Here is a 26,371-nt window from a genome sequence, read left to right on the forward strand (position 1 = left end):
CTATCTCCCTATTTTTCTGTCGGTGCTGAACGAGCCTTTTACACTTTTATTCTTATCTAGTTTCAAAGGCTAGCTCCTCGGAAAAAAGATGAAATAGGGTTGTGCAAATTACGCCACTCTCCTATCTCCCTATTTTTCTGTCGGTGCTGAACGAGCCTTTTACACTTTTATTCTTATCTAGTTTCAAAGGCTAGCTCCTCGGAAAAAAGATGAAATAGGGTTGTGGCAAATTACGCCACTCTCCTATCTCCCTATTTTTCTGTCGGTGCTGAACGAGCCTTTTACACTTTTATTTGGAGGGAGTCCATGTCTAACACAGCAATCAAAGTTAAAAAAAATAGCAGTTTGGAGAAAAATAGTTGGTGGAAGAATGCGGTGGGGTATCAAATCTATCCTCGCAGTTTTAAAGACAGTAACCATGATGGTATTGGTGATTTGAATGGTATCCGTCAAAAACTACCTTACTTAAAAGAACTTGGCGTTGATTTTATTTGGATCAACCCAATCTATGCTTCACCAAATGTTGATAACGGTTATGATATTTCTGATTACCAAGCGATTCATGAAGATTTTGGTACGATGGATGATTTTCAAGCGTTACTTAAAGAAGCACATGCTCTAGATTTAAAGATTATTATGGATTTAGTCGTCAATCACACTAGCGACCAACATCCTTGGTTTATCGAGTCTAAGAAATCGCTTGATAATCCTTATCGTGATTATTATCATTGGGCCGATGCAACAAAAGACCAGATGCCTAATGACTGGCAATCCTTTTTCGGTGGCTCAACCTGGACTTATGACGAAACGACCCAACAAGCTTACTTTCACGTTTTTGCTAAAGAGCAACCCGATCTTAACTGGAAAAATCCGCGTGTTCGCCATGAAATTTACCAAATGATTCGCTGGTGGCTTGATCTTGGTATTGATGGTTTCCGGATTGACGCAATCAGTCATATCCAAAAAGAACCTTGGGATTTCAAGATTACTGATAATCAATGGGCCCCCTTTATGAATGTCTCTGGTATCGAAATGTATTTAAAAGAATTAAAGGCTATTTTTAATGAATACACGGTTATGACAGTCGGCGAAGCCAGCGGTGTCCCACATCATGAAGCTGGTGCTTGGACGGGTGATCATGGGTATTTTAATATGATTTTTGAATTGGAACATTGTGAACGTATTGGCGAAATAGGCCGTCAAAAAGGTTCTATCCCACATTTAAAACATTCCTTGAACCAATGGCAAACAAGCCTAGAAGAGGATGGTTGGAATGCTCTGTATTTAGAAAATCACGATACACCTCGCAGCGTGTCTGTTTACGGCGATGATTCCCCCGAAGCAGCAAAAGCTTTAGCAACAGTTCTTTTGTTATTGAAAGGAACTCCTTTTATCTATCAAGGCCAAGAGGTCGGGATGACTAATTATCCATTTAGCTCGATTGAAGAACTGAATGCAGCAGATACAATTCATTTTTATCAAACGTTATTAGCACAAGGAACAATCAGTACAGATGCTTTAGCAATTGCAGTGAATTGGTCCAGAGACCATAGCCGCACACCCTTTCAATGGGAGGATGCTTTGCACGGAGGATTTTCAACAACTGAACCTTGGCTGAAAGTTAACGAAAATTACCGAATGATCAATGCCGCACAGAAAGATCTTAAAACCAGTAGCATTTTCCATCATTACCAAGCTTTGATTCGACTAAGAAAACAGACAGATGCACTTATTTACGGAAAATTCCAATTACTTTTACCTGAACATCCAACTGTTTTTTGTTATACACGCACGACCCAAACAGAGTCTTGGCTAATTTTAGTACAGTTAGACAGGAAACAAACAACTGTCTCATTTCCGGATTCTTGGGATTATTCTAAATGGGAAGAAATAGTAACCACAGTAGATGCTAAACCGCTAGAACAGCTTATGTGCCTTTCAGATTACGAAGCTCATATTTATCGAAAAACGACCATTTAATTCCATATAAAAACCCAAAATAAAATGAAAGATTCATTTTATTTTGGGTTTTTTACTCAGACAGACGTTTTTTCTCTCTATTCAACAAAGTAACGTAACACGGTCTTCATTTTTTCAGGCGCTACTTTTCTAGGATCAGAAAGGTAAATCTCTTTATGGGCAAATGTCGTTCTACTCAACTGATGTTCTTCACAATAATGTTGCATCACTTCAAAGCTCTTAAATTCATCATCATAAGAGCCTACATGCAACATTTGCACACATTTTCCATCCTCAATCGTTTCAAACTTTACATTTTGATTATTAGGATTCGACTTCTTTTTAGAAATCTTTTCTATATTCGCTAAAGCCAATTCTTCTGTTACAAAATCTGGTTGGCGAATCATGATTTTATAGACCAAATCCGACTTATCAAATGCCCTGCCATCAGCTACCGCTTCATCTGACAATGTCCAAATCCCCTCCAACGGATAAACCGTGTATTCAAAATAACCTTCTGGTGTGGTTCCGTTTTTAGGCATCATTCGAATACCGTATGACATCGCGTATAAAGCAGCTGTCTCTTCCCCAAATTGCGAATCATTAGGATCACCTTTTCCTGAAATCGTATAAAAATTCTGTTTCGGCACTGTTAGTTCCATTGGTTTTGCTTTTGGTAAATACAACGCCTTCTCTTGTTTACGCCACTCAAATTTCATCTCTTCATCTCCTATTCTCTTGCAACCTCGTTTGGCGATCTTTTCCTTTGATTATAGTCTATATTTCCTCATAAATCATTATCCCTCTTTTTAATAAGCAGATGTGAGGCTCAATAATTACCAAAAAAATTTATCCTACTAGCATTTGTTTAAACAAATTATTTCCAAATTTTCTCTTCATTAGATTCAAATACTCCTTCCTTTTTCTCTTCTTACCTGATATCACAATGATTGGTTATATAAGTAATCCATCTTTTGGTACTAAAATTTATAATCTAGGTCATAATTTAGTATTCTCAATCTTATTGATTTTCATTTACCTTTTTACTCAAACAGCTCTTTTATTGCCGATCGCTATCGTTTGGAGCGCTCATATTTTTATGGATCGAACGTTAGGCTACGGTCTTAAATACCGCGATGAATTTAAACATACTCCTATCCAAAACCTATAAAAAAAGAAACACTAGACAGATTCATATCTGGTCTAACGTTTCTTTTTTATTCTATGTCGTAATGATTGTTTTTTAGTGCTATGTCATAGAGATATTATTTGATTAAATCAATTCCCAAACATTTGAAGTTTTCGGCTCATTTCCTTGTGTCCACCATTTTGCTTTATATGTGTCACCTTGGAATGTCACTGTATCGCCACCGCTATATGCTTTGCTTGTTTCCCAGTTCACCGCTTTTTTTGAAAGAAGTTTCCAAACATCTGATTGATCTGGACGCTCACCTCTTGTCCACCATCTTGCTTCATATTCTAAATCGTCAAAAATTACTTTGTCACCATAGTTGTAAATTTTGTCAGCTTCCCATGTTGTTTGACCACTTGGAGCTTCTTTTGTCTTCACAGAAAATGCTGCACTCGTTTCTGAAACGTTGCCGCCAAGACTGATTGCTTTGACAGTGTAATTGTATGTTGTGTTAGCTTTCAAGCCAGTATCTTTAAAGTTTGTTTTTTCTGTTGTCGCTACTTTTTTACCGTCACGGTATACTTCATAGTTTTTAACACCTAAGAAATGCGTTGATTTTGTCCACATTAAATCGACTGAATTTTCAGTAGTTCCCATAGAGTGAACGTTTGTAGGTGCTGTTGGTTTTTGATTATCTTCAACTGCTGACGATTGTGTTTTTACCTTAACAGCTGCACTCTTCTCAGAAATTTTGCCGTTTGTTCCAACTGCTTCTACTTGGTAAGAATAAGTTGTATTTTCTGTTAAGTTTGCATCGTTAAATTGAGCGCCACCAACTGTAGCAACTTTTTTACCATCACGGTATACATTGTATTCTTTGACATTAGAACCCTTGTTCCAAGTTAATTTAAGCGAAGAAGTTGTCACTTCTGATGCTTTAACATTTGTCGGTGTGACAGGAGCTTCTTCAACTGGAGGAGTAATTTCCCCATTCCCTTTTACATTTACATCGATTACGTTATAAAATGCATTTGCTGTATCAGCAACATCCCAAACAGCTAAGATTACATGGTAACCTGAACGGTTTTCTGGAACAACGATTTGATGTGATTTATTGTTTGAAGCAGCTGATCCATCATGTTTTACTTCACCAATGAAATCAAAATCCGCTCTCGCTAATGGTTTTTCTGGGTTCCAACCAACTTTTGTCATATAGTAGTGCCATTTCGTTGTGCTGTGTGGCGCTGTATAGTGCCAAGAGAATGTATTTACCCCAGTTTTAATATCTTGTTTTGTCCAACGATTTGCGCCAGTACTATCCATTACGAAATCTGTGATTTGTCCTTTACCACCTTGAGCTGATGCGATACGGCCATCTGCTGGTCCAGCTTGCGGAAATCCTTTATCATATTCTAAAGATTGAGGATTGGTAATAACCATTCCATACTTCTCCATCGCGGGTCCCCAACCAATTGTATTTTTATCTAGTGAACCTTGGTAACCACGTGCAGCTGGTGTCTCTACATATCCGTGAGCATCTGCTTCATCCGCATTCATCAGACCTACTCCACCTAAAATAATTGTTGACATCAATGCTAATCCTACTAATTTTTTCTTCATAATTCTCCTCCATTCAACGTTTGCCTTCGACTGGCTTAACATTAGTTTAAACGTTTTGTAAGAAAAAAAAGGGTCATTTATCGTCAAAAAAAAGGAATACTTGATTTAATTTAGCTATTCTATAAAAATTAAAACAATTTTTAAACAAAACACACTAAACATTACAAATGTTATCAAAAAAAAGCATGTTTAAAGGTCAGATTTTTCTACTAAACAGAAGAATTTGACCTAAATATTTAAATTATTGTAAAAAAATATAGATTATTATCCCCTGTTATATAGACAAAATAGATTGTTTCGAGTTAAAATAAGAATCAGAGTGAAATTTATTTCAGCTTAATATGAACAAATTTAAAAAATAACATAAAGAATAGAAAGTGATGATACTATGAAAGAAATCCTTTCCTCACGATCCAAACGTCAGTTAGAGCTAATGGAATTATTAGCTGACAATGATTGGGTCACGTTTTCCACCGCATCTGAAGCTTTAAGCGCTCCTGTAAAAACATTAAAATCAGATATTATTGAATTAGAAACATTGCTTGCACCTGCCACTATCGAGTCCTCAAAAAAATATGGTATTCGCTTAGCGACCAATTTTGGCTTTTGTAAAACGAGTATTTATCAAAAATTTATAAAAAATAGTGTTGAATTTCAGTTGATCGAAAAAATTTTTTTACATAATTTCTCTACTATCGTTGATTTAGCGGATGATCTTTATATCAGTGTCTCAACGATCAAACGAATTGTTTTACGAGTTAACCAACTACTTCAAATAGAAGGATTTACAATCAATTTGAAGAAGATGCAGCTCGTTGGTGATCCACATAGTATTTGCAATTTTATGCAGCATTATTTTTATGAGAAGTATGGAGTGGCTGAAAGTCTTTTAACTCCTGCTCAGTTGGTTATTTTAGATAAAGTCGGACTTCAAATCGTTAAACAAGCAGTCCCTAATGAACCTTCATATAACTTAGACTTTTCTCTACTAAATCGCCTACGTTTCTACACTTATACGATTATCAATCTGTTAAAACATAATAGTGAAAATCAACTTCACAATCTACCTAAAAAAGAATTTCCAATTCTTAATGATACATATGCTTGCGATGAATTTTATAGTCAATTTCATTTACCTTTATCTTCCGTTAATTTAAACACTTTTTTCTATTTATTTTTTAGTGATCAATATGCTGACTCACTTGATACTGTACAAGAACTGATAAAAGTCGACCGTAATGCTTTTTTAAAATACCAAAAAATTGAAACTCTTCTGCAAGAAATTGAAAAGAAAATGGGCTGTAAATGTGCTAATTTTGATGATATTTTTATGCGTCTCTACAACTTAGATTGCCAAATACACGGACGAACGTATATCTTGCACAATAAGAACAAAGAATTTCTTATAAGCATCAAAAACCTATATGGCCATTTTCCAACGGAACTGATTCACTCATTACAGGCTATTTTTTATTCCAATCCTTATAAAGAATATATGATTTATGAAGCGATCTCGATTTTATTTACTAATTGGCCCCATTTACTTGATCGTTTAGAGTACTCAACGCCAACTATGAATGCTTGCCTTTTATTCAATTCTGGAATAGAGTATATGAACATGCTTTCGGAGCGCATCACTTACTATTTAAGGGGCCGTTTCTCTTGTACACCACTACAAGTCACTTCATTAGAGGAGCTTGCAAAAGAAGCATCTGCGTATGATTGCATCATAACCAATATTCCTGAAATCTATATCGATAACATTCCGACAATTGTTATTCCACTGATTCCTGATGCTAAGAGTTTTGATAAATTGATGTTAGTTTACGAAGATTATTTTGACACGAAATAAAATGATAAAGAAATAAGACGGACCAAAACACACTATACATTTTGGTTCGTCTTATTTTAAAAGAGAAAAGTCATTCTATAAAAAAATTTGGAGAACTCACATACCAAATTCAGTTGATATCATCCCAAACTAGCTATTTTCACTATCAACTTTTCATAGATCAAGGTACTTGCTACATATAGCATTAATCTTGAGCGAAGTTGTTTCCGATTACTAGGACTGTTATAGGTCAACAAAGAATATGTACTGATCAACTTTAATTTGTTAGATACCATATTAGTAACCGCAATAATCGTTGTACCTTTGCTTTTTGCTTTGACTATAATTTCATTGATTTTGTCCTCTTCACCGCTTAAAGAAAAAACAATAACTACGTCTTGTGCTTTGCAGATTTGAGGAATTCGTTCAAGTAAAAATTGTTCTGAATAATTATCCGTCCAAAGATCAATCAAGTTCAATTTATGGTTAAATTCAGATGCCACTTGAGAGCTTGAACCCATCCCAACACAAAAAATTCTTCTAGCATTAGTCAAACAATCACAGATTTGGTCTATCTTCTGCTCATCTGCTAACTTCAAAGTCGTTAACGTATCCTTATTTATTCCTTCTAAAAGATGATAAAAATCAAATTCTGCTGGACAAATATCTAGTTTTTCTTCTCTAGACACAATGAATGCCTTTTTCAACTCATTAAATGTTGCATAGTTCAGTTTTTTACACGCTCTGATGACGGTAGCATTTGATACATACAGTTCATCTTTAATATCTTTTAATTTTAAATTTCCAATATCCGTAAAGTTTAAAATGAAATCAATGACTTCTTGTTCAGCTTCTGATAATTTTTCATAGTTTGCATTGATAACTTTATAAATATCACTCATATAAATTAAATCCTCTCTATCTCAAACCGCTACTTTGTTTCAAAAAGAAGAGAACTTGTTGTCTATTCTTATCCTTTCCAACGAGATAAATAGGAACTTGCTGCTCTATTTTTTCGAAAAGCAACGATTGATTCTTTTTCTCTTGAAAGAAAATTTTAGGTAAAATCGACCGGCCTGCTCCTTTTTTATCAGGTCAATCATCAAGTAAATAGAATCAACTTCAACAATTTTACATGTCTGCGGATTGATTAAAGACAGCATCATCTTTCTATACGGACATTCTTTATCTCAACTGATTAGGTATACATCCTGTACACCTTTTGCAGACAGCCAACCAACTTCTTCGTTAAGTAGAAGTTGGTTTTTAAAAGAAGTCACTTTGTTAATCACTACTATATCTAATTCTGTTCTCCCATACATTGCTTCTAATCGATCTAGCTTATCAATAAACAGTTCAATTGCAGGTTGGTAATCGAGAACATCTGTTAACTCAACGTAATTAGAGCCAATAGTTTTCGTACAGAGGTTAGGACAAAAGAGTTTAACTACGAGAACCAAGTCGGTATTGTGCAACATCAATTCATTATATTCATTGCGTTTTACAACAATTTCAGCTTATTTCCCTAGGCATTGCTTCTGATCCCACCGTTTATTCGGATTCCTTGATGCTGAGATATGATTCTTAGCGTTATGCCCCAGCATCATTTTCTTATAATACGTTTCAATTTCGTTGATTTGGGCTAAAATTACAGTTGCGTACTTCAATAATTTTTCGCCTTTTGAAAGCAATACAACGCCTCGATTCGTTCGTAAAAAAAAAAGAACTGACAACTCTTGTTTCAATAATTTGATTCGTTCAGTTAAGTTGGATTGAGCATATTCCATTGTTCTAGTAGCCTGTGACATCGAACATGTAGCTGCTATACGTTGAAAATTTCTCAAGTCATTCACTTCCATCATACTACCCATTTCTTCCTATCATAATTACTGATTCCGTATATCATTTTTTCGTCATATACAATGCCTGTTAAAAAAACATACTGATTTTACCAAGAATAGGAGCTGATTTAGATTGAACGCTATGCAATACAACATCATCTTACCCAGTGATCATGACATGTCACTGGTTAAAAAATAGTTCACAAACAGATAATTAAATAGTCTACTCTTTAAAGAATATCTTATTTTAGAAAAAGCACAAGAGTAAATTTCCAATTCATATGCCCCTTTATCTGGCGGAACAGAATACTTAAATAAGGTTGCTCTTTATCCCACCATGTATTTATACTTAAGGTGTGAAACAAAAGTGGTTTTTACTTTTGCCTCACACCCAAATTATTTTAATCTTCTTGGCACTTAAAACAATAAGCCAAATGATCATCTACCATGCCTGTCGCCTGCATAAACGCATAGACCGTTGTTGTACCTAAAAATTTAAACCCTTTTTTCTTTAAATCTTTACTGATTTTATCAGATAATTCTGTAGATGCTGGCACTTCTTTGATATTTTTCCAACGATTTTTAATAGGCTTATGATCCACGTAAGACCAAATAAACTGATCAAAACTACCGTGTTCTACTTGAATCTCCATAAATACTTTCGCATTATTGATCGCCGCATTAACCTTCAGCTTATTTCTAATAATACCTGGATCTGCTAGTAATGAATCAATTTTTTCTTGCGTATATTCAGCAATTTTTACGTAGTCAAATTGATCATATGCCTTAGTCAACGTCTCTCTTTTTTTAAGGATCGTCGACCAGCTCAATCCGGCCTGCATGCTTTCTAATATCAACATTTCAAAAAGCTTTTGATCCGTATGCTCTGCCGTCCCCCACTCTTCATCATGATATTTTGCTTCTAATTCATTTCCATTGGCCCAATCACATCGAACTTTTTCCATATCTTGCTCCAATCTGTTTTATTTTATCCAAGCATAACACGAGAACGTACGTTTGTAAATCAGATAAAAAAAGACTAGGGAAACGTTACCCTAGTCTTTGCATGCCTATTATCTATCCAATTTACTTGCTGCAGCTTCATCCAAAATAACCGTAAGATTAGGGTGCAATTGTAAAACGGATGCTGGATATTCTTCTGTTACTGGCCCTTGCAATACATTCTTTACCATTTCTGCTTTTTTCTCGCCATTAACGATCAAAATCAAGTGTTTCACGCGCATCACACTAACGGGTCCCATCGTAACAAATTCTAACCCTTTTTCCATCATATCAGGTACAAACCACGGTTCGTCGCCTGTTACTTTTACCTTATACGTCAAATTTTCAAAGCTTGTTGTTGTTGGCATATTCCCACAGAAATGCCCATCTCCACCTAAACCGATCAACATTGCATCCAAGCCGCCAGCCATTGCTAATCGCTTGTCTTGTTCTGCATAATTTTCTACAGTCAACGGATGGATATTGGATTCCTTGATATTTGCAGGCGTTAAGTATAACTTTCTCAAATCAGTAATTGTTACGCCTTCTGCTTGATTAGCAACTGGTATTTCATCAAAATTATAATAATGAACATTTGCGTAATCTGGCGAGTCTTTTACAACGTCTACCATTCTTTCATAAACACCGACAGGAGTATTACCTGCTGTAATAGAGAGATTGACACGTTTGTCTTCACTCATGTGACCTAATAAAATATTTTTAGTTGTTTCACTCATTGCGTCAAAGTTTTTTTCGATGATGATTTTCATTGGCTCACTCCATTTCTTTTTATAGCTTAATTGTATAATGTGGGAACCATCCCATGTCAATGGGTTTTTAGAAAAAATAAAACGGTTTCTTTTTACAAGAGAATAAAAAGCAAACCTCAATCAAAGGTTCGCTTTACTCATTCATATTCTTATTTATAGATCACCCAAAAGTTCAATGCTTCATTCAGCAATTCATCTGCTGTAAATTCTTTTTTGGAGTGTCCTTTTGTCTCAGAATCATTTGGATCATTCACCCAGAATTTACCGTTATTCGTTCCGCTCAGTACCATGATATGGCCTGTTTCCGTAAATAAACCTGGTTTTACGGAGATGATCACAGGATGATTTTGCTTTAAGTGTTCTTCTACAGAGGCGATATCCGTTTCTAAATCTTCAAATTGATAACCTTTGACTGTTGCAAAATCAGAGAACGCCGACCAAGCTGTACCTTCACCTTCTACAAAATAATCATTTTTTGACCAGTCTAGAATATCTTGAGGCGTGTATGTTTTATTATCTAGGTAAGAAGATACCATCGCTAAAGAAAGGATCGCACAACCATTTATTTCTAAGGTATTTCCGTCTGGATTCCCCGTACCATATGGTGTCGACTTCCATTTATCATCCGTTTGCAATAATAAGTTGATCGGCATCCGGTTAACAAATTTCCCTTCACTCAGATCCTGGTTGATTTGCTCAGTATAGGTTAGTTTTTTTACTTTTTCTGGTTCTTTTTTACTTTCACTTGTCTCAGTCAATTTTATCTCATCAGCCTTGCCAGCACTAAATAAAGCTGAAAAGCCATGTCCTTCTTCCATTGGTGCTACTTTTGCTAAAACGAATCCTGCAAATGCTGTTCCGACTAATAATGCTATGATATAAGCTTTTGATTTCTTTTTTTGTTTTTGCTTCATGGATATCTCCCTCTTTTAAGTTGAAAGTGTTAATCATTCCTCTCACTTTCAAGCAAATTACATAAATAGTAATTGGTACTTCTAATATTACTGAAACTAGTAAAAAAAGCAAGTAGGAATGATTATTTTCAAAATTATTACGAACATATTTTCTTGAACTATTTGACTTTTTTAGGTAAAATGGTAGTATCTGATTATTCAGAGTCTGACAGTAGTAGCAAATTCGTAAAGGAGGTAGAAGAATGGACAATAACCATAAATCAACAATGAAAAGCATTTCAAAATTGATCAGCCAATCTTCCCAAAGTTTCTTTTCGGCATTTTTAGATGACTCTAAAGATAAACAGAGTAAAAATAAAGAGCGTGAGGAAATTCTTAAGAAATTACAAGTTGCTTCTGCTCAAAAAAGTTTAGTGGTGTTACAATTAAAAGAAGTGCCGACTTCTCAAAAATTTGAAACAGTTTCTGGATGGATCGTTTCTAAGAGTATAGGTGACTCGATCATGTTACGGTTACAAGAAGACAGCCAACAAATCCGGATGATCACGGTTGAACATATAAAAAAGGTAAGTACATTGTCTAAAAATGATAAACGCCTCATCAAATAAATAAAGCAGTCAGAGGGAGACGAACATGTTTCCTCCTCTGACTGTTTTTCTATCTATCCATCGTTACATCAAATCAAACCCACAGCAAGAAGTTAAGAATATTATTTTTCACTCAAAAAAGACTAGAAAGCTACTGCACAAGAGTGTTCAAACAAGCTATACTATAGATAATAAGTAATTTGTTCTTTTTTTGCTAACTAAAATAACTGTACGTAACGAGACAGGAGGAAAAATCATGTATCTGACAATGTATGATGACACACATCAGGAACACATTAATAATTACTGCTTATCCGAAAGAAAATTACGCTATGTTCGTGAGCCCAAAATAGCGATTGCTTTAACAAAAAAGGATCCACAACGTCATGCTGTTCTTGCCTTTAAAGACGAGCATTTGGTTGCCTTTTTGACCCTGTATGAAGCTAGAGGCGGCAGCCCTTATTCTTATAATAAAAACAGTTTATTAGTACATGATCTTTCAACAGACTATCGCCATTTAAACAATGGCCATGTTAAAAAAGCTGTACAATTATTACCGTCATTCATTCGTCAACATTTTTCAACCATTGATCAACTTACGATCATTGTTAATGAAGACAAAGCATTCACTCAAGCTTTACGTTTAGAAGCTGGCTTTGAATATACAGAAAATAATCTACCTTCTGTTTACGGTTCTCAAGTCTTTTTACAGATTTCTATTTAAAAAAAGCGATTTGGAGGAAATACTATGCAGTTAAAACTATTAGATGACCTTGACTATACCATCCTAAAATTCCCAACGCATGCCGAAATACCTGCTTTATTCCATGAAATAAACGCATTTAAAAGTATTACCTACACAGAAGATGAGTGCTCGATTATTGTTCCTTCTAACACACTTGAAACCAGCCAAGCACTTTCTGTCGACAACGATTGGTGCATCATTCAAGTCATCGGAGAGTTAGATTTTTCCTTAGTTGGCATTTTGACTCAATTAGCCAATCCTTTAGCTGAAAATCAGATTTCGATTTTTGCTTTGTCCACGTATAATACTGACTATCTTTTAATTAAAAACAAAGACAAAGAAAAAGCTGTCGATGTCTTATGCGATTGCGGTCATATATTTCAATAACTTTTCTCTACATTAGTTAAATTCTCTTTTATGGGTATTATTCTAACAATCTGATACAATAAAAGAGATAGAAAGTACGCTCGTTAAAAGGAGATATCTAATGAAAAACGAATATGATAACCCAAACTTTTTCGAGGCCTATAGCCAAATGGATCGCTCTAAAAAAGGCCTTGAAGGTGCCGGTGAATGGCATGAATTGAAAAAATTATTACCTGATTTTACGGGGAAATCTGTTTTGGATCTTGGCTGTGGTTATGGTTGGCATTGCCGTTATGCCGTTGAGAACGGTGCTGAAAAAGTTATTGGCATCGATTTGTCTGAACGGATGATCGAAAAAGCCAAAGAAATGACCGATTCTCCCAAAATCAGTTATCACCTAATGGGGATGGAAGAAATTGATGGGTTAGGTGAATCATTTGATATTGTGATCAGTTCTTTAGCACTCCACTATGTTCCTTCATTCGATGAAATTGCTAAAAAGGTCAATCATTGTTTAAATTCTGGTGGAGACTTTATTTTTTCTGCGGAACATCCGATTTTTACAGCTCAAGGAACTGAAGATTGGATTTATGATCAAGATGGTCGACCAATCTACTGGCCAGTTGACCGATATTTTGATGAAAGTATTCGTGAAACAACCTTTTTAGGGGAGACGGTAATGAAATATCACAAAACGTTGACCACCTATCTAGATGGCTTATTGACAAACGGCTTTCAAATTACTCGACTAGTCGAACCGATGCCTGCTCCTGAAATGTTGGAAGTAAGCACCGAAATGCGTGACGAGCTGCGTAGGCCAATGATGTTGTTGGTTTCTGCTAAAAAAGTTACTCAACAAGACTAACTCCCTTCGATAGTCTTAAACCATTGCGGCAAAAGGAGGTATATCGAGTGCACGATTTAGCTCAAAATATTATGGGTAACCTGATTCCATTCTTTGATTTGTTTATTTTAGCCTTGAATATTTTTTCCATCGTAGTCTTGATTTGGGGCGTTATCATGGCTGGTATCGATTTTCTAAAAAGTGAACGCACGGATCGAAATCGTGTAGTGATGGCACGACAAAATAATTTCATTAAAAGTTTTTTAGGCAGCTATATTCTACTTAGTTTAGAAATACTGATTGCAGCTGACATTATTGAGTCCATTATCAAACCAACATTCCAAGATATTTTAAAATTAGCGATTCTAGTAGTGATCCGAACCGTAATCTCTTACTTCTTGCATAAAGAAATTGAAGATGCATTAAAAGATAAGGAAAATGAGACTGAAGAAAAAAAGACGAACTGATTACGTTTCAGCTCGTCTTTTTTCTAACTTAACCGTTGTGTAGCCAATTGATGTGTGTACTTAATTTGAAGCATCGTTGCACCAATTAACGTTACAGCAATGACCGGAAACAACGACCCTATCCACGTACTTAATAGCACTGCGACACTCACTAAAAGAATGGTGCCTATGACCAGTTGCCACAGCTTCTTTTGAAATAGCCACTGATTTTCTTTCAATAAATAATGTGTAGCAAATATGATGCATCCGCTTATAACGTAAATCATCTCTTCACTCTCCTAACATCCTGTTAGAACCCTTCAGTTACTGCAACAGAGTCCTCTTGTTCTGCTTGTTTTTCTTGCTCTACTTGGATTTTCTCAAACATTTTGAAAAATGGATAGTAAATCGCTAATGAAACCGCAAAACAAACAAAAACCATCACACAGGCTACCCAATTCCAATTAGAAGTGATCAGCGCTCCTAATGGTGCTGGAATCGAAAACGGCGGCTTTACCATCATTTTAGGCATCCAACCAAGTGCCGTCACAATATAAACCAAAATCGTATTCACGATCGGAACTATAATAAATGGAATCGCAAGCAACGGATTCATCACAATTGGTGTCCCAAAAATAACAGGTTCATTGATATTGAAAATCCCTGGTAAAATCGATAATTTCCCTAACTGCTTTAAGTATTTTGATTTAGAGAATAAAAATAAGCAAACAAGTGCTAAAGTCGCGCCAGTCCCACCCATTTGTGCATACCATTGGTAAAATTGTTCTGTAAAAATATTGGGTAATTGAAAAGCACTCGTCCCATTTTGAAACAATTCTGCATTTTCAATGATCGCTTGATCCCAAAAAGGACGAATGATCGGTCCTAAAACAGCATGTCCATGAATCCCTAAAGCCCAAAATAAACAAATCATAAACTGTGTGATAATACCGCCAAAAATATTATTTCCAGTTAAAAAAACTTTCAAAGGTGAAATTGCCACGCTTAACAAATCATTTAAATTAAAATTGAAAAAGTGACGTGGAACCCAGAAGACTAAGATTACTAACAATGTCGGCAACAGAGCCGCAAAAGATTCTCCAACAACAGGAGGAACTCCTTCTGGCATTTTGATTTCCAACTTTTTTTCCTTGGTAAAACGATAAATCTCAACAGATATCAAGGCTGCTACGATCGCCCCAAACAACCCTTGCGAACCAAGCGGTGTGATTGGGATGTAACGGCCACCTGCTACCGCATTTCCAGCGACATCCACACCTTCTTGAAGATTGACCGGCATAACCATCAAAAGCGTTGCCAGCATTGAAAGAAAACCGCTAGTGATCTTATCCAGCTTATACGTATTGCCTAAAAATGAACCAATTGTAAAAGCAGCATACAAAGACATCAATCCTACAGTAAATCGAAACGGAACATCTAATGCTGCTAGATATGGTGCGATCATCTCAGAATAACCAGGGATTGGCAAGTTAAGCAGAATCGTAAAAAAGGAACCTACGATTGTCAGTGGTAAAATCGAAATCAACCCATTCCTGATGGCCTGTAAATGCCGCTGATTACCAATCGCATTTGCAATAGGTAACAGTTTCATAGCTAAGTTATCAAGAGTTTTCATCATAAGAATCACTTTTCCTTTCTTTAATCAAACCCATTATTTTCAATTGTTTCTTTAAACCATACACCAGATTTTTTCACTGACTTTTCTCCTGTCGCAAGATTCAACCGATAAAAACCATAACGATTTTTATACGCATTGCCCCATGACCAACAATCCACAAACGTCCACATATGATACCCTAAACAATTACTGCCTTCTTTCATCGCTTGATTTAGATACGTCAAATGTTCTTTCAAAAAGTCGATTCGATAATCATCTTGGACCATTCCTTCTTCAATAAATGCCTCTTCGCCTTCGATCCCAATACCATTTTCAGAAACAAACCAATCGATATTACCATATTCTGTCTGAATCTTTTTGGCTATATCATAAATTCCTTTAGGATATATCTCAATTCCACGAGATGTATTCATCCGTCTACCAGGCATAACATATTCATCAAAGAACCATTCTGGCGAAAAGACCCCGTCAGGATTTGGCAGACATTCCTTCGCTTTGACTCGACGTGGACGATAATAATTGATACCTAAAAGATCAATGCTTGTGGCACTAATCAATGCTAAATCTGCTTCTGTTACTTCTGGTAATTGATCATATTCTTCTAAAACTTCTTTTAAACGTGCTGGATACTGCCCTTTCAAAATCGCATCATTGACACTCTTTGTATAAAATAAATCCGCCATTTCAGCCGCATATAAATCTGCTGGATTTTGACTACGAGGATATACTGGTATCACATCCATGATAATTCCGATTTTCCCAGCTAGTTTCATTTCACGGTACACGTTGACCGCTTCACAATGCGCTAAAATAATATTGTGCAATACCATCGCCGCCCGTTTAAAATCAACAACATAAGGATAATGACGGTCATGCAGATAACCTGCTTCTGCTGGTATCATCGGCTCATTAAAGGTAAACCAATAGTTCACCCGATCCCCAAACAACTCAAAACATGTTTCAGCATACTGCTTATACGCTTGGATTACTTCTTTGTTTTCAAATCCTCCTTTCTCTTGTAGCACCATCGGCATATCGAAATGATATAAATTGATAAACGGCTCTACACCCTTAGCAATCAATTCATCAATCATATGATTGTAAAACTTTACTGCCTTTGGATTAACTTCTCCTGTACCATTGGGTATCAAACGTGACCAAGATAAGGATGTACGAAATGAGTTAAATGAAATATCCTGCATTTTTTGAATATCTTGTTGGTAGTCACGGTAAAATAAAGAAGTATTTTCCGTCGTGACCCCGTCATAAAAACGATGATTATATTCTTTTGAAGCGTAATCCCAGATATTTTCCCCTTTACCATCATCTACAAGACGTCCTTCCGCTTGCGTTGCGCTAGATGCGGCTCCCCAAAAGAATGTTTTTGGAAATTCTACTTTCATTGCTTATTCCTCCAATTATTAGTCTAAATTCAGATAAACAGCAAGATCCGAAACGAACAACACTACACTGCGTTTCGATCTCATTATTGTAAATCACGAAGAACAACGTGATTCCATGATACAAAATACAAGTTGGCTGGGATAAAAGTGTTTAGTTCTAAGAAATAAGTTTCTGTTTCAACCACCTTGCAGATTGCGCTTTCACACTCTATAATTGGAGTATAGCATTGATTATAATGTTTTGTTATGCGCTTTCATTCCTTTGTGATAAGTGACGTCTTTTGTCATTTCTCACAATTTTGTCACAGTTTGTAACCATAAGGAGGACGCTATGCTTTTTTTAGACTATGTTCCTGATCTAAACCCTTTAGAATATGAGATTTATCACTATATCGCCAATCATTTAAACATCGTCACTTATATGCGAATCAGAGATTTAGCAGATGAAACACACACGAGTACCGCTAGCATTTTACGCTTTTGTCACAAATTTGAATGCAATGGTTTTTCTGAATTTAAGGTGAAACTTCAGTTATATTATGAATCTATCAACCAAGCCAAAATCGCCGACGTAGATGAAACACAGCACATTCATTTTTTAGAACGTGTTAATGAGCCTTTTCTAGATAGCAAAATTGAACAAGCCGTTACTCTTTTAGCCGATAAAGGATTGGTTCTTTTTCTTGGGTCTGGTTCTTCTGAGCCTATTGCCGCTTACGGCTCACTGTATTTCACTAATTTATCTCAAACTGCACTGCGGATCGAGGATCCTTCTAATTATCCAATCGAATGGTTTCCAGATGATATTCTGGCACATACCTGTGTGATCGCCCTTTCCGTAACGGGTGAAACTCAAGAGATCATTCACTATATAAAACGTCTGAATACAAAAAAATGCTCGATCATTTCGATCACAAATAGTGACAGTTCCACAATCAGCCGCATGTCTGATTTGAATATTCCATATACGATCAATCGGGAAACTATTTATAAAACGAGTGACAACCACGATAAAACAATCGAACTTACCTCGCAGTTGCCAGCACTTTTTCTTATTGAAAAAATTGCTAAACGCTTAAGATTGCAGAAAAATATTTAACCTAAAAAAACGAGCAGAAGAAAGTTTTTCACTTTCATCTGCTCGTTTTTTCTAGTATACTAGGCCTGCCTCGGCAACTCAGTAAATCCAAACTCATCTTCTTGCATCAGGCGCCATGTTCTTTTGGCTGTATTATAAATTAATATTGCAATGACTGGTTCATTACGGTAAGCAAAATTTTTCGTTTTCCATAAAGAATCTTCCACAACATGAATCGGGATGTGGTATTCTTTTCCCTTGATATCCATCTGGTCAAAGCAGAAAACAACACCTTCTTGTAAAACCGGCTTCATTTCTTTCAACAATTCTCCATCTAATTTTTCAACTGAAATGCCTCGTTTGAAGAACGTTTTTCGATCATTGACTTTCTCTAGAATGACTCGAGTGATCTTATCCGCTAAAATCCTATAAAACTCGTCAATATAACGATAATAGACTCTCGTCATATGATCAACAAATTCAAAAAAGACAAAATCATTTTGTAATTTATAAAAGAATGGTGAATGCAAGCTCGTTTTCATGTGCCCAAAATAAAGCAACTCCGAAATTTCCAAAGGCGTCAATTCTTTAAGCATCGTAACGTCGGAAAAATCGATCCATTTGATTTCTTCATTCATTTTCCGACGATCAACTGTAGAAAAATATTGATCTACGTTTTCCTGTCCGCGAATAATTTTCAAGCCACTGTGCATATCGTATTCGCCTTCTTCGGCAGAAGGATTCAGTAAAAGCAGGTTCTTAGGGTGATGAACAATGGAACGTGTAAAATCTGTATGTGTGATCCCTTTTGATAATACTGCATTACTTGTCATATCAATATGTACATAAATCAAGTCCAACATTTGTTCCATCACCCCCGTCTTTTGTCTTCTATTATATTCTACAATATTTCAGTGAGAAAAGCTTGTGTCTTTTATTTTAAGATTCAGTTACAAAGAGTTAAAAAGTGCCCACTTTCTATAGCAGATAGTGGATATCCCCCTAAAAATACTGCGCAGTTGTCGTATTTTTAAGGTTCCTTTTAAATAATCATATTTATAAAAAAATAAAGATTTTAAACTAGGGTTTCAGTTTTATTTATGATACACTTAAATAAAAAAAAGGAGGAAGCTTATGGCCTCAAGAAAAGAACGTCCTAAAAAGAAAAAATCTAGAAAAAGAAATTGGCTGATTAATATCTTCCTATTCTTATTACTAATCGTTGGTTTAGCGCTAGTTTTTAATACACAAATCAGAAATATGCTAATTCAGCAAAATGGTAAAGCTTATGCTGTAGAAAAGTTAACACCTGAGATCGTGGCTAAAAATAATCAAACGGATACTTCTTTTGATTTTGAAGCAGTTGAATCTTTGAGCACAGAAGCTGTCTTAAAAGCTCAACTTGCAAATAAAAACCTACCTGTTGTTGGTGCTGTCGCACTCCCCGATGTAAAAATCAACTTACCGATTTTTAGAGGGTTGGACAATGTTGTTTTACTAACTGGTGCAGGAACAATGAAACCCGATCAAGAAATGGGCAAAGGCAATTATGCTCTTGCTAGCCACCGTGTACAGGATATGATTTCATTATTCTCACCGTTGGAATATTCAAAACCAGGAGAATTGATTTATACGACTGATTTAAATAATGTTTATACATATAAAATCACTTATGTTGAAAAAATCGATCCTTCCAGAGTAGAACTGATTGATGACGTTCCAGGCAAGAAAATGATCACGTTGATCACATGTGGTGACATGTACGCTACAACACGAATCGCCGTTCAAGGTGAATTAGAATCTGTTACACCAATGAAAGAAGCAACACCAGCTATGACCGATGCGTTTAATATGGAACAATTAACCTTATAGAATTTCAAAATAAGCTAGGATGGAAGTGAGCACTTCTGTCCTAGCCTATTTCAATTTCATTTAGAAGTGACTAGTCTTTCTCATACGTCCATAACCATAACGAATTGCTGACAAGACAAGTACAACTGGATACATGAACACTGTCACAGCAAACCATTCAGCGCTAAAAACAGATAGATAAGAAACGTGATACGTCACTGCATAAATCAACGGCAACACAACTGCTAGCACTCCATAATACAGACTCATCTCAAACACAACTGATTTAAATAAACGCTTCATGATCCATTTCCCCAATCTCTTTTAACTTTATCTAGTGTTTTTTTCTTTGTCATTTCTCTACTTCTTTATTGTAAAGTTTTTTCTTGAGAGATACATCCATCTAAAGTCCGAGATTTTTCTAGGCAATTCTTCCTATATCCTATTGACTAACTTTATCCTGAAAAAAAGTAAGGCTAAGACATCACGCTACGCGTAAAACCTAACCTTACACTTAAATGAACTATTATAGTATTATCTAAACATCGTTTGTGCAGCTTTTGCTAGCACTTTCGGATCACGATTATATGGCGTAACTGGAATGATTTCCTTATCGATTTCAAATAACGTATAAACAGCAATTCTCGCTGCACGTACTGAATATTCTTCTGTAAAGACCATATCTTTTGGAATCTCCACAAATTGGCTGACCATTGCAAAGTTTGTGCTATTTTCTGGAACAACTTGGGGACGATCCGTCATTTTACGTGGTTGGAATTGTGCATCAATGTATGGCATGTAGGCAGGAATCACATTCACCACATCTTTAACGATTTCATCCCAATCTGCTTGCCAGCCCATTTGGCAAATCCATTCGTACAAAATTTCTTCCCCAGTACAATCACGCATTGGTTTTTTCACATAATCGCCGACTTTATCTGTGTAAATGCCGTATCCCCAGAAAATTGTCGTATCAGGATCTTGGTTTTTAAAATGAGGTTGCGCCGCCACAACGGTACTCATTAACCAACTTGAATCTTTCAACGTCATCAAAGCACCTGATCCAGGAATGTTGCCGGAAAATTCTTCGATTCGTTTTAATAGTTTGTCACCACGACATGTTACAGTAAAGCTTTCCCAATTGGTCTCAGCTTCATTGCCAAAGAATGGTTCTGGATTTCCTAATCCTGCTTTTTTCTTCGCAATATTACGCCACAGGCGGGCAGAGCGAGATTCTTCGGTAACTGCCGGTGCTGGAGTGCTCCAATCACCTTCTGTAGAACTATCTGTCATCGTTCCGTTAGTCATGATTACAACATCTTCTTCATTTAGCTCGATTGTTTCTCCATTTCCAAGTTTCAACGCAGTAACCGTGATTTCAGAACCTGGTTTGAATTCTAAATCGACTACATCTTCATTCAAGGTAAAATCGACCCCATGTTTTTCTAAAAATGATTTCAAAGGTAAAATCACACTATCGTATTGATTTAGCGGTGTACGAGTAACGCCTTCTAATGTGTCGATTCGAGAAAATTCTAAAATCATTCGATTCATATAACGACGTAATTCAAAAGCACTGCTCCATTTTTGGAAAGCGAATGTTGTTTGCCACATATACCAGAAATTTGTTTCAAAGAAATGTGGTCCAAACCATTCTTCAATTGTTACACCATCTAAACTTTCTTCTGAAGCAGCTAATAATTTTGTCATTGCTAAGCGGTCTTCATTATCAAAGCCCATTGTATGAGCATCAAGGATTTCTTGATCTTTTGTCACTAAACGTGCTTGCGCATGTGTTGGATGTAAATGGTCAAAATTTAAAATTTCATCCGTCACACTGTGATCAGGCCATTCTAATGATGGAATGCTGCTAAATAATTCCCAGAAGTTTTCGTACGTTTCTTCATTTAACATCCGGCCGCCACGAGCAACGAAGCCTTTTTCATTTGTACCGATCCCGTCGTTACTTCCGCCAAGAATTTTCATTCCTTCGATTACATGAATATTCTTTCCACTAAAATTCGCATCTCGAATCAAGTAAGCTGCTGCAGCCATAGTGGCAATTCCACCGCCGATCAGGTAGACCTGCTTGTCTCCGTAATATCGACTATTGATTTCTTCTTCTATTTCAGCAATTTTTTCTACTTTCTTTTCAGCGGATACTTTTTTTGCAAGGAAAGCCGCACTTAATGCACCTGCTGCTGCTAATCCAATATGTCTTTTTTTCATGAAAATCCCCCCGATTCAATTTATGAACCTAGCGTACAATGATTCCATGTAAATGTCTTGTGATAGCCTTTCCATTCCGTCTTCTTTTTAGACACTTTGGACAATTTGTCACAACAGTTCATTTTCTTGCGCATAGAGACGATAGGAGAAAAACTCAGTGTCTTTCGCTAAACGGAATAACTGCGTAGCGATTTCTAGCGGTGACTCTTTATAACCACCTAAAATCCAATCGATCAAGACTCCACTACAGCTGTATGAAAAGAAACGGGCGTAAAAAACTTTGTCTTCTGGGAGCAACTGATTTTCTTTGTCCATTTGATCGAATAAATTGATGAAGAGCTTATTCGTGATTGCTGAAAAACATTTCCTTAAGATATCTGAATCGGAACTAACAGTATTATAGTAGAAATCACTTTTAGATTGGATCGCTTTTAACATTTTTAGGGCTTGTTCTTCCCAATTGTCAATACTGACATCAGGTGAATCTAGATAAATCAATGCATCGTGGGTATAGATCCAACGCAAGAGATCTTGTTTGTCAGTGAAATGATAATAAAAGGTCTGACGGTTTAAGCCAACTTCTTTCGTGATATCTTGAACACTGATTTTACTGAATAGCTTTTTGTCGCATAGTTCAATCAATGCAGATGAGATAGCTTTTTTGGTTATTTGTGATTCGCTCATAATTTTTTCCTCGCTTTTTTTAGATAGATACATCATACCAAAAAAATGAGAGGAAATATAAGGTTTTGAGGGATTTTTATGGATTATTAATGGTTGTAGACATTGCTGGGAGAAAATAACTTACAGTTACTCTTTTAATAAATTTTTAGATTATTTTCATAACTAGAGTATAAACACAATGTAAAAGAGCGCTGTACAAAACTAAAAATCAGTTTTGTACAGCGCTCTAAATCCGAATAAATGGTGAGAAAAAGCAACTCCTTCGGAAATAAACACTTTTTTCTCATCCTCTTTTAAACGAATCTATCTCTATTTTCTCTTATAGCTTACTTTCAGTCACAGGATCTTTCACTAAGTTAGCACCCCATAAACCTGCTAGAGATGTAATGATCATACCAAGAACCATCGCTATAAATCCCCAGATAGAAGCTTTAGAGACAGTATTTGAAGCGTCTTCTGCTGTTTGTCTTGCTTCTTTAATATTTTTATCTAAGTCTTCTTTAGCATCTTCCAGACTTGTTTTGGCATTTTCGATTTGTGTTTGTGTTTCTTTCGATGCTTTTTGTAATTCATTGTAAATGTTATCTGTTGCTTGTTGCGCTTCTTCTTGTGATAAATCTGTATTTTTTGCTACTGCATTCGCGATTGCAGGACGGTCGATTGAGTCACCGATTTTTTTCGCTTTGGCTTCTAAAGAATCTGCAGTGTCTTTGAAGATTTTATCTGAGTTGTCTGGATTTTTAATGATTTCTTTTCCAGCATCTGTGATTTCGTCAGTTGCTTCTTTCATTTGATCTTTCAAATAGTCAGGTTGTAATTCCTTCACATCAGTGTCAGATAAAACTTTTTTGACTTGTCCCTGTAATTCTGTTGTATCCACTGATTGAACATTGTCAGTCACTTTATCAAACCCTTTGCTGATCGCATCAGATGTGCCTGATGCTACAGTTTCCACAGTGCTACCGGTTGCTGAAGCGATATTCCCAAATAGAGAACCGATCGCTGAAAATGCTCCGATTGCTGTATAAGATAGGATAGCCAATAATACCAAGACACTTGTTGCCCATGTTAAAAAACCATGAACTAAGCCTACTCTGCGCGCTGCTACCCCTGCAATAAATCCACTACAAAATAATGAAAGAACAAATGTCACCACTGTCCAAATAATAAGTCCCATTCCAACACCATCTAACGGATTATCCGATGTTGGTTTAACCATCCCAAAACCAATTGCTGAACCAATCAAACTTAAGGTAAAGAAAATCGCAAAGAAGGAAACTAATCCTGCTATAATTGCCCCCCAAGAGATATTTACCCCTGCTTCATCCTGCGTTGTTAGGTATGATACAAATCCTTTTTTTCTCGTATTCTTTTCCATAATTTCCATCCTTTCGTCTATTATTTTCACTAATTGGTACACTATCAACTATAAGAGCTTAAAATATTTTGTGCAAATGATACGATTTTTTTTCTAATCAAATACTCACTTCTTATAAAAAAAAGGATATGTTTTGCATACACAACAAAAAAATGTTATAGCAAACCTCATAATGGTATAGCTATAACACTGTATTTTAAATATAATAGGATTTTTCTTTTAGTGTGCTAAAGTAGAGAGCATCACGCCTATAAAAATCAGCCAATCAAAGGCAATATGAATGATTGTACCAGCCCATATTGAATTTGTTTTTAATGTCGCCCACGTAAATGGAATGCGAGTCAAGCCAATCACGACCAAACATTGGAACCAATTCCAATCATACGTTGATAAATGTAACGAACCAAACATGAGACTTGTTAAGATAACAGAGCCAATAATTGCTGTTTTACGTTCAACTTTATAATTCAGTGCTAAATGAATCAATAAAATCAGCGGAATCGTGGTAATGATTTCCTCACCAGCAAGCATAAACAATGTTTTCCCTAATAATGTAAGGGCTGGTACTACTCCATGACTGAACTGACTTACGATTGGATTATCAGCAGTTGGTTGTCCAATCACCCCAGCTAAAAACTTTGCTAAAAGAGCTGTTACCCAACTTAACACATACGCAATCAATATAATTTTTACTGAGCCTTTTTTAAGCGGAGAATAAAGCTTTTTGATTCCATCAACACCATACATCAAGTACATTCCAATTAATCCCGCAACGAGAATAATACAAAAATTCAATATAAATGTTGTATGCAACAATGAGTAAAACGCACCGCCTAATAATAATAACGAAACAATTGCTGGAACTAGTTTTACTTTTCTATCAAATAATTCTTGCATTTTTTCCACACCCTTAGGTTTATTTCTTTTAGTATAATTTCTATCTTTGCAGTAAACAAATGATTCGCCTGGTTCAAAACAAACAATTCATCTCTGCTGTTTAGATAATAACTGTTTTTTCTTCCTATAGTCGTTTTAGTCTGATATATAAGACCTAAATAAGTGTAACCTTTTGATACAGTTGAAAAAACAAGCTAAACTAGTTCTAGAAGGGAGTGACTAAATGAAAAATTATGGGCTCACTATCAGAAAAATCCGTTTAAATAAAGGATACAGTCAAAAAGAAGTGTATACCGACATCATTACAAAATCATATGCTATTGAATTTGAACAAGGAAAGCACGATATCTCCCTTTTTTTATTTATGCAGATTTTGGATCGTTTAATGGTAGATATCGATGAATTTTTTTATATTCATAATGAGTATCATTTAGCGGAAGAAAATGATTATATCAACAAATTTTCCCATGCCGCCAACCGCCACGATAGTAAAACACTAGAAAACATGTACCAATCATTACTCCAGGCTGCTCCTACAACGTTGACCCTTGTTCGTCAGGCAGAACTACGTTTAAGAATTCAGTCCTTCAACTATTTTGAAACCTACAAAAATTTTGAAAATTGGCACGGGAATGCAGAAGATATCCAGATCATTAGTCACTACTTGATGAATGTTCAGAGTTGGACGTTGCAGGAAATTGTCTTGTTTAGTAACAATGCTGATATGTTTAACCAAGAACAACAAATTTTCTTTTTTAAGCAATTGCTAAAATCCTTACCGAACTATCAAGCATATGACAGAGCAATTCCAGTTTATGCCTCTTTACTGGCAAATATCTTGCCAACTTTATTCCGCAAACAAGAGTGGGATGAAATTTCACAAGCATTAGATTGGTTGGAACACCTGAGTAGGGAATACACAAGCAGTTTTTTTCGAGTCGTTTTTATCTACTACAGTGGATTATTAGCTATCTGTCAAGGAGACTATAAAGCAGGTGAGAAAAAAGTTCTTTGGGCATTAAATACGTTGAAAATAATCGATCAAACAGATATTGCCGCCGAGTTTGAAGCTTTTTTTGTAACAATCAAAGATTAGGAAAACAGTTAACCTTTTAAAAACTACTTCAGTTTTTGCTGTTTAGCAAACTTTATCCC

Annotated in this window: 27 protein-coding genes; 11 read left to right on the forward strand and 16 right to left on the reverse strand. The window is 35.8% G+C overall.

The genetic code is table 11. From position 1 onward, the window contains the following. The first annotated feature begins 306 nt into the window (after positions 1-306). Complete coding sequence (locus IGJ02_RS15250) at positions 307-1,980, forward strand: glycoside hydrolase family 13 protein (RefSeq protein WP_430602611.1); 1,674 nt, start codon at positions 307-309, stop codon at positions 1,978-1,980. Between the two features lie 77 nt (positions 1,981-2,057). On the opposite strand, the gene IGJ02_RS15255 is transcribed toward IGJ02_RS15250, so the two are convergent. Beyond that, complete coding sequence (locus IGJ02_RS15255) at positions 2,058-2,678, reverse strand: GyrI-like domain-containing protein (RefSeq protein ID WP_010762342.1); 621 nt, start codon at positions 2,676-2,678, stop codon at positions 2,058-2,060. Positions 2,679-2,857: 179 nt separating this feature from the next. Here IGJ02_RS15255 and IGJ02_RS15260 point away from each other — a divergent pair, with 179 nt between their 5' ends. After that, positions 2,858-3,130, forward strand: coding sequence for a DUF4260 family protein (locus IGJ02_RS15260; RefSeq protein ID WP_430604131.1), 273 nt, complete (start codon positions 2,858-2,860; stop codon positions 3,128-3,130). A 102-nt stretch (positions 3,131-3,232) separates the two neighbouring features. Here IGJ02_RS15260 and IGJ02_RS15265 read toward each other — a convergent pair whose 3' ends face one another. After that, complete coding sequence (locus IGJ02_RS15265; RefSeq protein ID WP_010762341.1) at positions 3,233-4,711, reverse strand: lytic polysaccharide monooxygenase; 1,479 nt, start codon at positions 4,709-4,711, stop codon at positions 3,233-3,235. Between the two features lie 388 nt (positions 4,712-5,099). Between IGJ02_RS15265 and IGJ02_RS15270 the strand changes: the two genes are divergently transcribed. After that, complete coding sequence (locus tag IGJ02_RS15270) at positions 5,100-6,563, forward strand: helix-turn-helix domain-containing protein (RefSeq protein WP_010762340.1); 1,464 nt, start codon at positions 5,100-5,102, stop codon at positions 6,561-6,563. Between the two features lie 119 nt (positions 6,564-6,682). On the opposite strand, the gene IGJ02_RS15275 is transcribed toward IGJ02_RS15270, so the two are convergent. From IGJ02_RS15275 to IGJ02_RS15295, 5 genes are all read right to left on the reverse strand, one after another. Continuing rightward, positions 6,683-7,444, reverse strand: coding sequence for a MurR/RpiR family transcriptional regulator (locus IGJ02_RS15275; RefSeq protein ID WP_010762339.1), 762 nt, complete (start codon positions 7,442-7,444; stop codon positions 6,683-6,685). Between the two features lie 615 nt (positions 7,445-8,059). Next, the gene (locus IGJ02_RS15280; RefSeq protein ID WP_430602613.1) at positions 8,060-8,404 is read right to left on the reverse strand and encodes a LysR family transcriptional regulator; all 345 of its coding nucleotides are present in this window, start codon (positions 8,402-8,404) and stop codon (positions 8,060-8,062) included. Between the two features lie 380 nt (positions 8,405-8,784). Beyond that, complete coding sequence (locus IGJ02_RS15285) at positions 8,785-9,348, reverse strand: DNA-3-methyladenine glycosylase I (protein WP_430602614.1); 564 nt, start codon at positions 9,346-9,348, stop codon at positions 8,785-8,787. Between the two features lie 108 nt (positions 9,349-9,456). Then, positions 9,457-10,155 (reverse strand): glucosamine-6-phosphate deaminase, encoded by a 699-nt coding sequence (locus tag IGJ02_RS15290; RefSeq protein ID WP_010762336.1) that lies wholly within the window; start codon positions 10,153-10,155, stop codon positions 9,457-9,459. Positions 10,156-10,304: 149 nt separating this feature from the next. Next, positions 10,305-11,069, reverse strand: coding sequence for a C39 family peptidase (locus IGJ02_RS15295; protein ID WP_010762335.1), 765 nt, complete (start codon positions 11,067-11,069; stop codon positions 10,305-10,307). Positions 11,070-11,311: 242 nt separating this feature from the next. On the opposite strand from IGJ02_RS15295, the gene IGJ02_RS15300 reads away from it, so the two are divergent. From IGJ02_RS15300 to IGJ02_RS15320, 5 genes are all read left to right on the forward strand, one after another. Beyond that, complete coding sequence (locus tag IGJ02_RS15300) at positions 11,312-11,677, forward strand: hypothetical protein (protein WP_010762334.1); 366 nt, start codon at positions 11,312-11,314, stop codon at positions 11,675-11,677. Between the two features lie 235 nt (positions 11,678-11,912). Continuing rightward, a complete protein-coding gene (locus IGJ02_RS15305; protein ID WP_430602615.1) occupies positions 11,913-12,380 on the forward strand; it encodes a GNAT family N-acetyltransferase in 468 nt (155 codons plus the stop codon). 24 nt (positions 12,381-12,404) lie between these two features. Continuing rightward, positions 12,405-12,788: an ACT domain-containing protein gene (locus tag IGJ02_RS15310; RefSeq protein ID WP_430602616.1), complete on the forward strand. Its 384-nt coding sequence runs from the start codon at positions 12,405-12,407 to the stop codon at positions 12,786-12,788. Positions 12,789-12,888: 100 nt separating this feature from the next. Continuing rightward, positions 12,889-13,632 (forward strand): class I SAM-dependent methyltransferase, encoded by a 744-nt coding sequence (locus tag IGJ02_RS15315; RefSeq protein ID WP_010762331.1) that lies wholly within the window; start codon positions 12,889-12,891, stop codon positions 13,630-13,632. Between the two features lie 47 nt (positions 13,633-13,679). After that, positions 13,680-14,078 (forward strand): DUF1622 domain-containing protein, encoded by a 399-nt coding sequence (locus tag IGJ02_RS15320; protein WP_010762330.1) that lies wholly within the window; start codon positions 13,680-13,682, stop codon positions 14,076-14,078. Positions 14,079-14,101: 23 nt separating this feature from the next. Here the strand turns inward: IGJ02_RS15320 and IGJ02_RS15325 are convergent, their stop codons facing one another. The 3 genes from IGJ02_RS15325 to IGJ02_RS15335 are packed head-to-tail and all read right to left on the reverse strand — an operon-like array spanning position 14,102 to position 17,099. Next, positions 14,102-14,344, reverse strand: a complete 243-nt coding sequence (locus tag IGJ02_RS15325) for a hypothetical protein (protein ID WP_430602617.1) — start codon at positions 14,342-14,344, stop codon at positions 14,102-14,104. A 23-nt stretch (positions 14,345-14,367) separates the two neighbouring features. Further along, positions 14,368-15,693 carry a PTS sugar transporter subunit IIC gene (locus IGJ02_RS15330; RefSeq protein WP_430604132.1) on the reverse strand — a complete coding sequence of 442 codons (1,326 nt, stop codon included), beginning with the start codon at positions 15,691-15,693 and terminating at the stop codon, positions 14,368-14,370. 23 nt (positions 15,694-15,716) lie between these two features. Further along, on the reverse strand, positions 15,717-17,099 hold the full coding sequence (locus IGJ02_RS15335; protein WP_430602618.1) for a glycoside hydrolase family 1 protein: 1,383 nt from the start codon (positions 17,097-17,099) through the stop codon (positions 15,717-15,719). A 331-nt stretch (positions 17,100-17,430) separates the two neighbouring features. On the opposite strand from IGJ02_RS15335, the gene IGJ02_RS15340 reads away from it, so the two are divergent. Next, complete coding sequence (locus IGJ02_RS15340) at positions 17,431-18,198, forward strand: MurR/RpiR family transcriptional regulator (protein WP_430602619.1); 768 nt, start codon at positions 17,431-17,433, stop codon at positions 18,196-18,198. A gap of 59 nt (positions 18,199-18,257) precedes the next feature. On the opposite strand, the gene IGJ02_RS15345 is transcribed toward IGJ02_RS15340, so the two are convergent. Next, the gene (locus IGJ02_RS15345) at positions 18,258-19,040 is read right to left on the reverse strand and encodes a hypothetical protein (RefSeq protein ID WP_010762325.1); all 783 of its coding nucleotides are present in this window, start codon (positions 19,038-19,040) and stop codon (positions 18,258-18,260) included. Positions 19,041-19,311: 271 nt separating this feature from the next. Between IGJ02_RS15345 and IGJ02_RS15350 the strand changes: the two genes are divergently transcribed. After that, entirely contained in the window at positions 19,312-20,049 is a 738-nt protein-coding gene (locus IGJ02_RS15350) for a class A sortase (protein ID WP_010762324.1), read from the forward strand. A 60-nt stretch (positions 20,050-20,109) separates the two neighbouring features. On the opposite strand, the gene IGJ02_RS15355 is transcribed toward IGJ02_RS15350, so the two are convergent. The 5 genes from IGJ02_RS15355 to IGJ02_RS15375 form a co-directional block, all read right to left on the reverse strand. Continuing rightward, entirely contained in the window at positions 20,110-20,331 is a 222-nt protein-coding gene (locus IGJ02_RS15355; protein ID WP_010763557.1) for a hypothetical protein, read from the reverse strand. A gap of 231 nt (positions 20,332-20,562) precedes the next feature. Further along, on the reverse strand, positions 20,563-22,257 hold the full coding sequence (locus IGJ02_RS15360) for an oleate hydratase (protein WP_430602620.1): 1,695 nt from the start codon (positions 22,255-22,257) through the stop codon (positions 20,563-20,565). A gap of 108 nt (positions 22,258-22,365) precedes the next feature. Then, positions 22,366-22,941, reverse strand: a complete 576-nt coding sequence (locus IGJ02_RS15365; RefSeq protein ID WP_430602621.1) for a TetR/AcrR family transcriptional regulator — start codon at positions 22,939-22,941, stop codon at positions 22,366-22,368. A 319-nt stretch (positions 22,942-23,260) separates the two neighbouring features. After that, positions 23,261-24,319: a hypothetical protein gene (locus IGJ02_RS15370; protein ID WP_430602622.1), complete on the reverse strand. Its 1,059-nt coding sequence runs from the start codon at positions 24,317-24,319 to the stop codon at positions 23,261-23,263. 219 nt (positions 24,320-24,538) lie between these two features. Beyond that, positions 24,539-25,216 carry a CPBP family intramembrane glutamic endopeptidase gene (locus IGJ02_RS15375; RefSeq protein ID WP_430602623.1) on the reverse strand — a complete coding sequence of 226 codons (678 nt, stop codon included), beginning with the start codon at positions 25,214-25,216 and terminating at the stop codon, positions 24,539-24,541. Positions 25,217-25,439: 223 nt separating this feature from the next. On the opposite strand from IGJ02_RS15375, the gene IGJ02_RS15380 reads away from it, so the two are divergent. Further along, positions 25,440-26,312, forward strand: coding sequence for a helix-turn-helix domain-containing protein (locus IGJ02_RS15380; RefSeq protein ID WP_430602624.1), 873 nt, complete (start codon positions 25,440-25,442; stop codon positions 26,310-26,312). The last annotated feature ends 59 nt before the right edge of the window (positions 26,313-26,371 follow it).

The organism is Enterococcus sp. DIV0724b, from assembly GCF_050531475.1.
GTDB classification, from domain to species: domain Bacteria; phylum Bacillota; class Bacilli; order Lactobacillales; family Enterococcaceae; genus Enterococcus_L; species Enterococcus_L haemoperoxidus.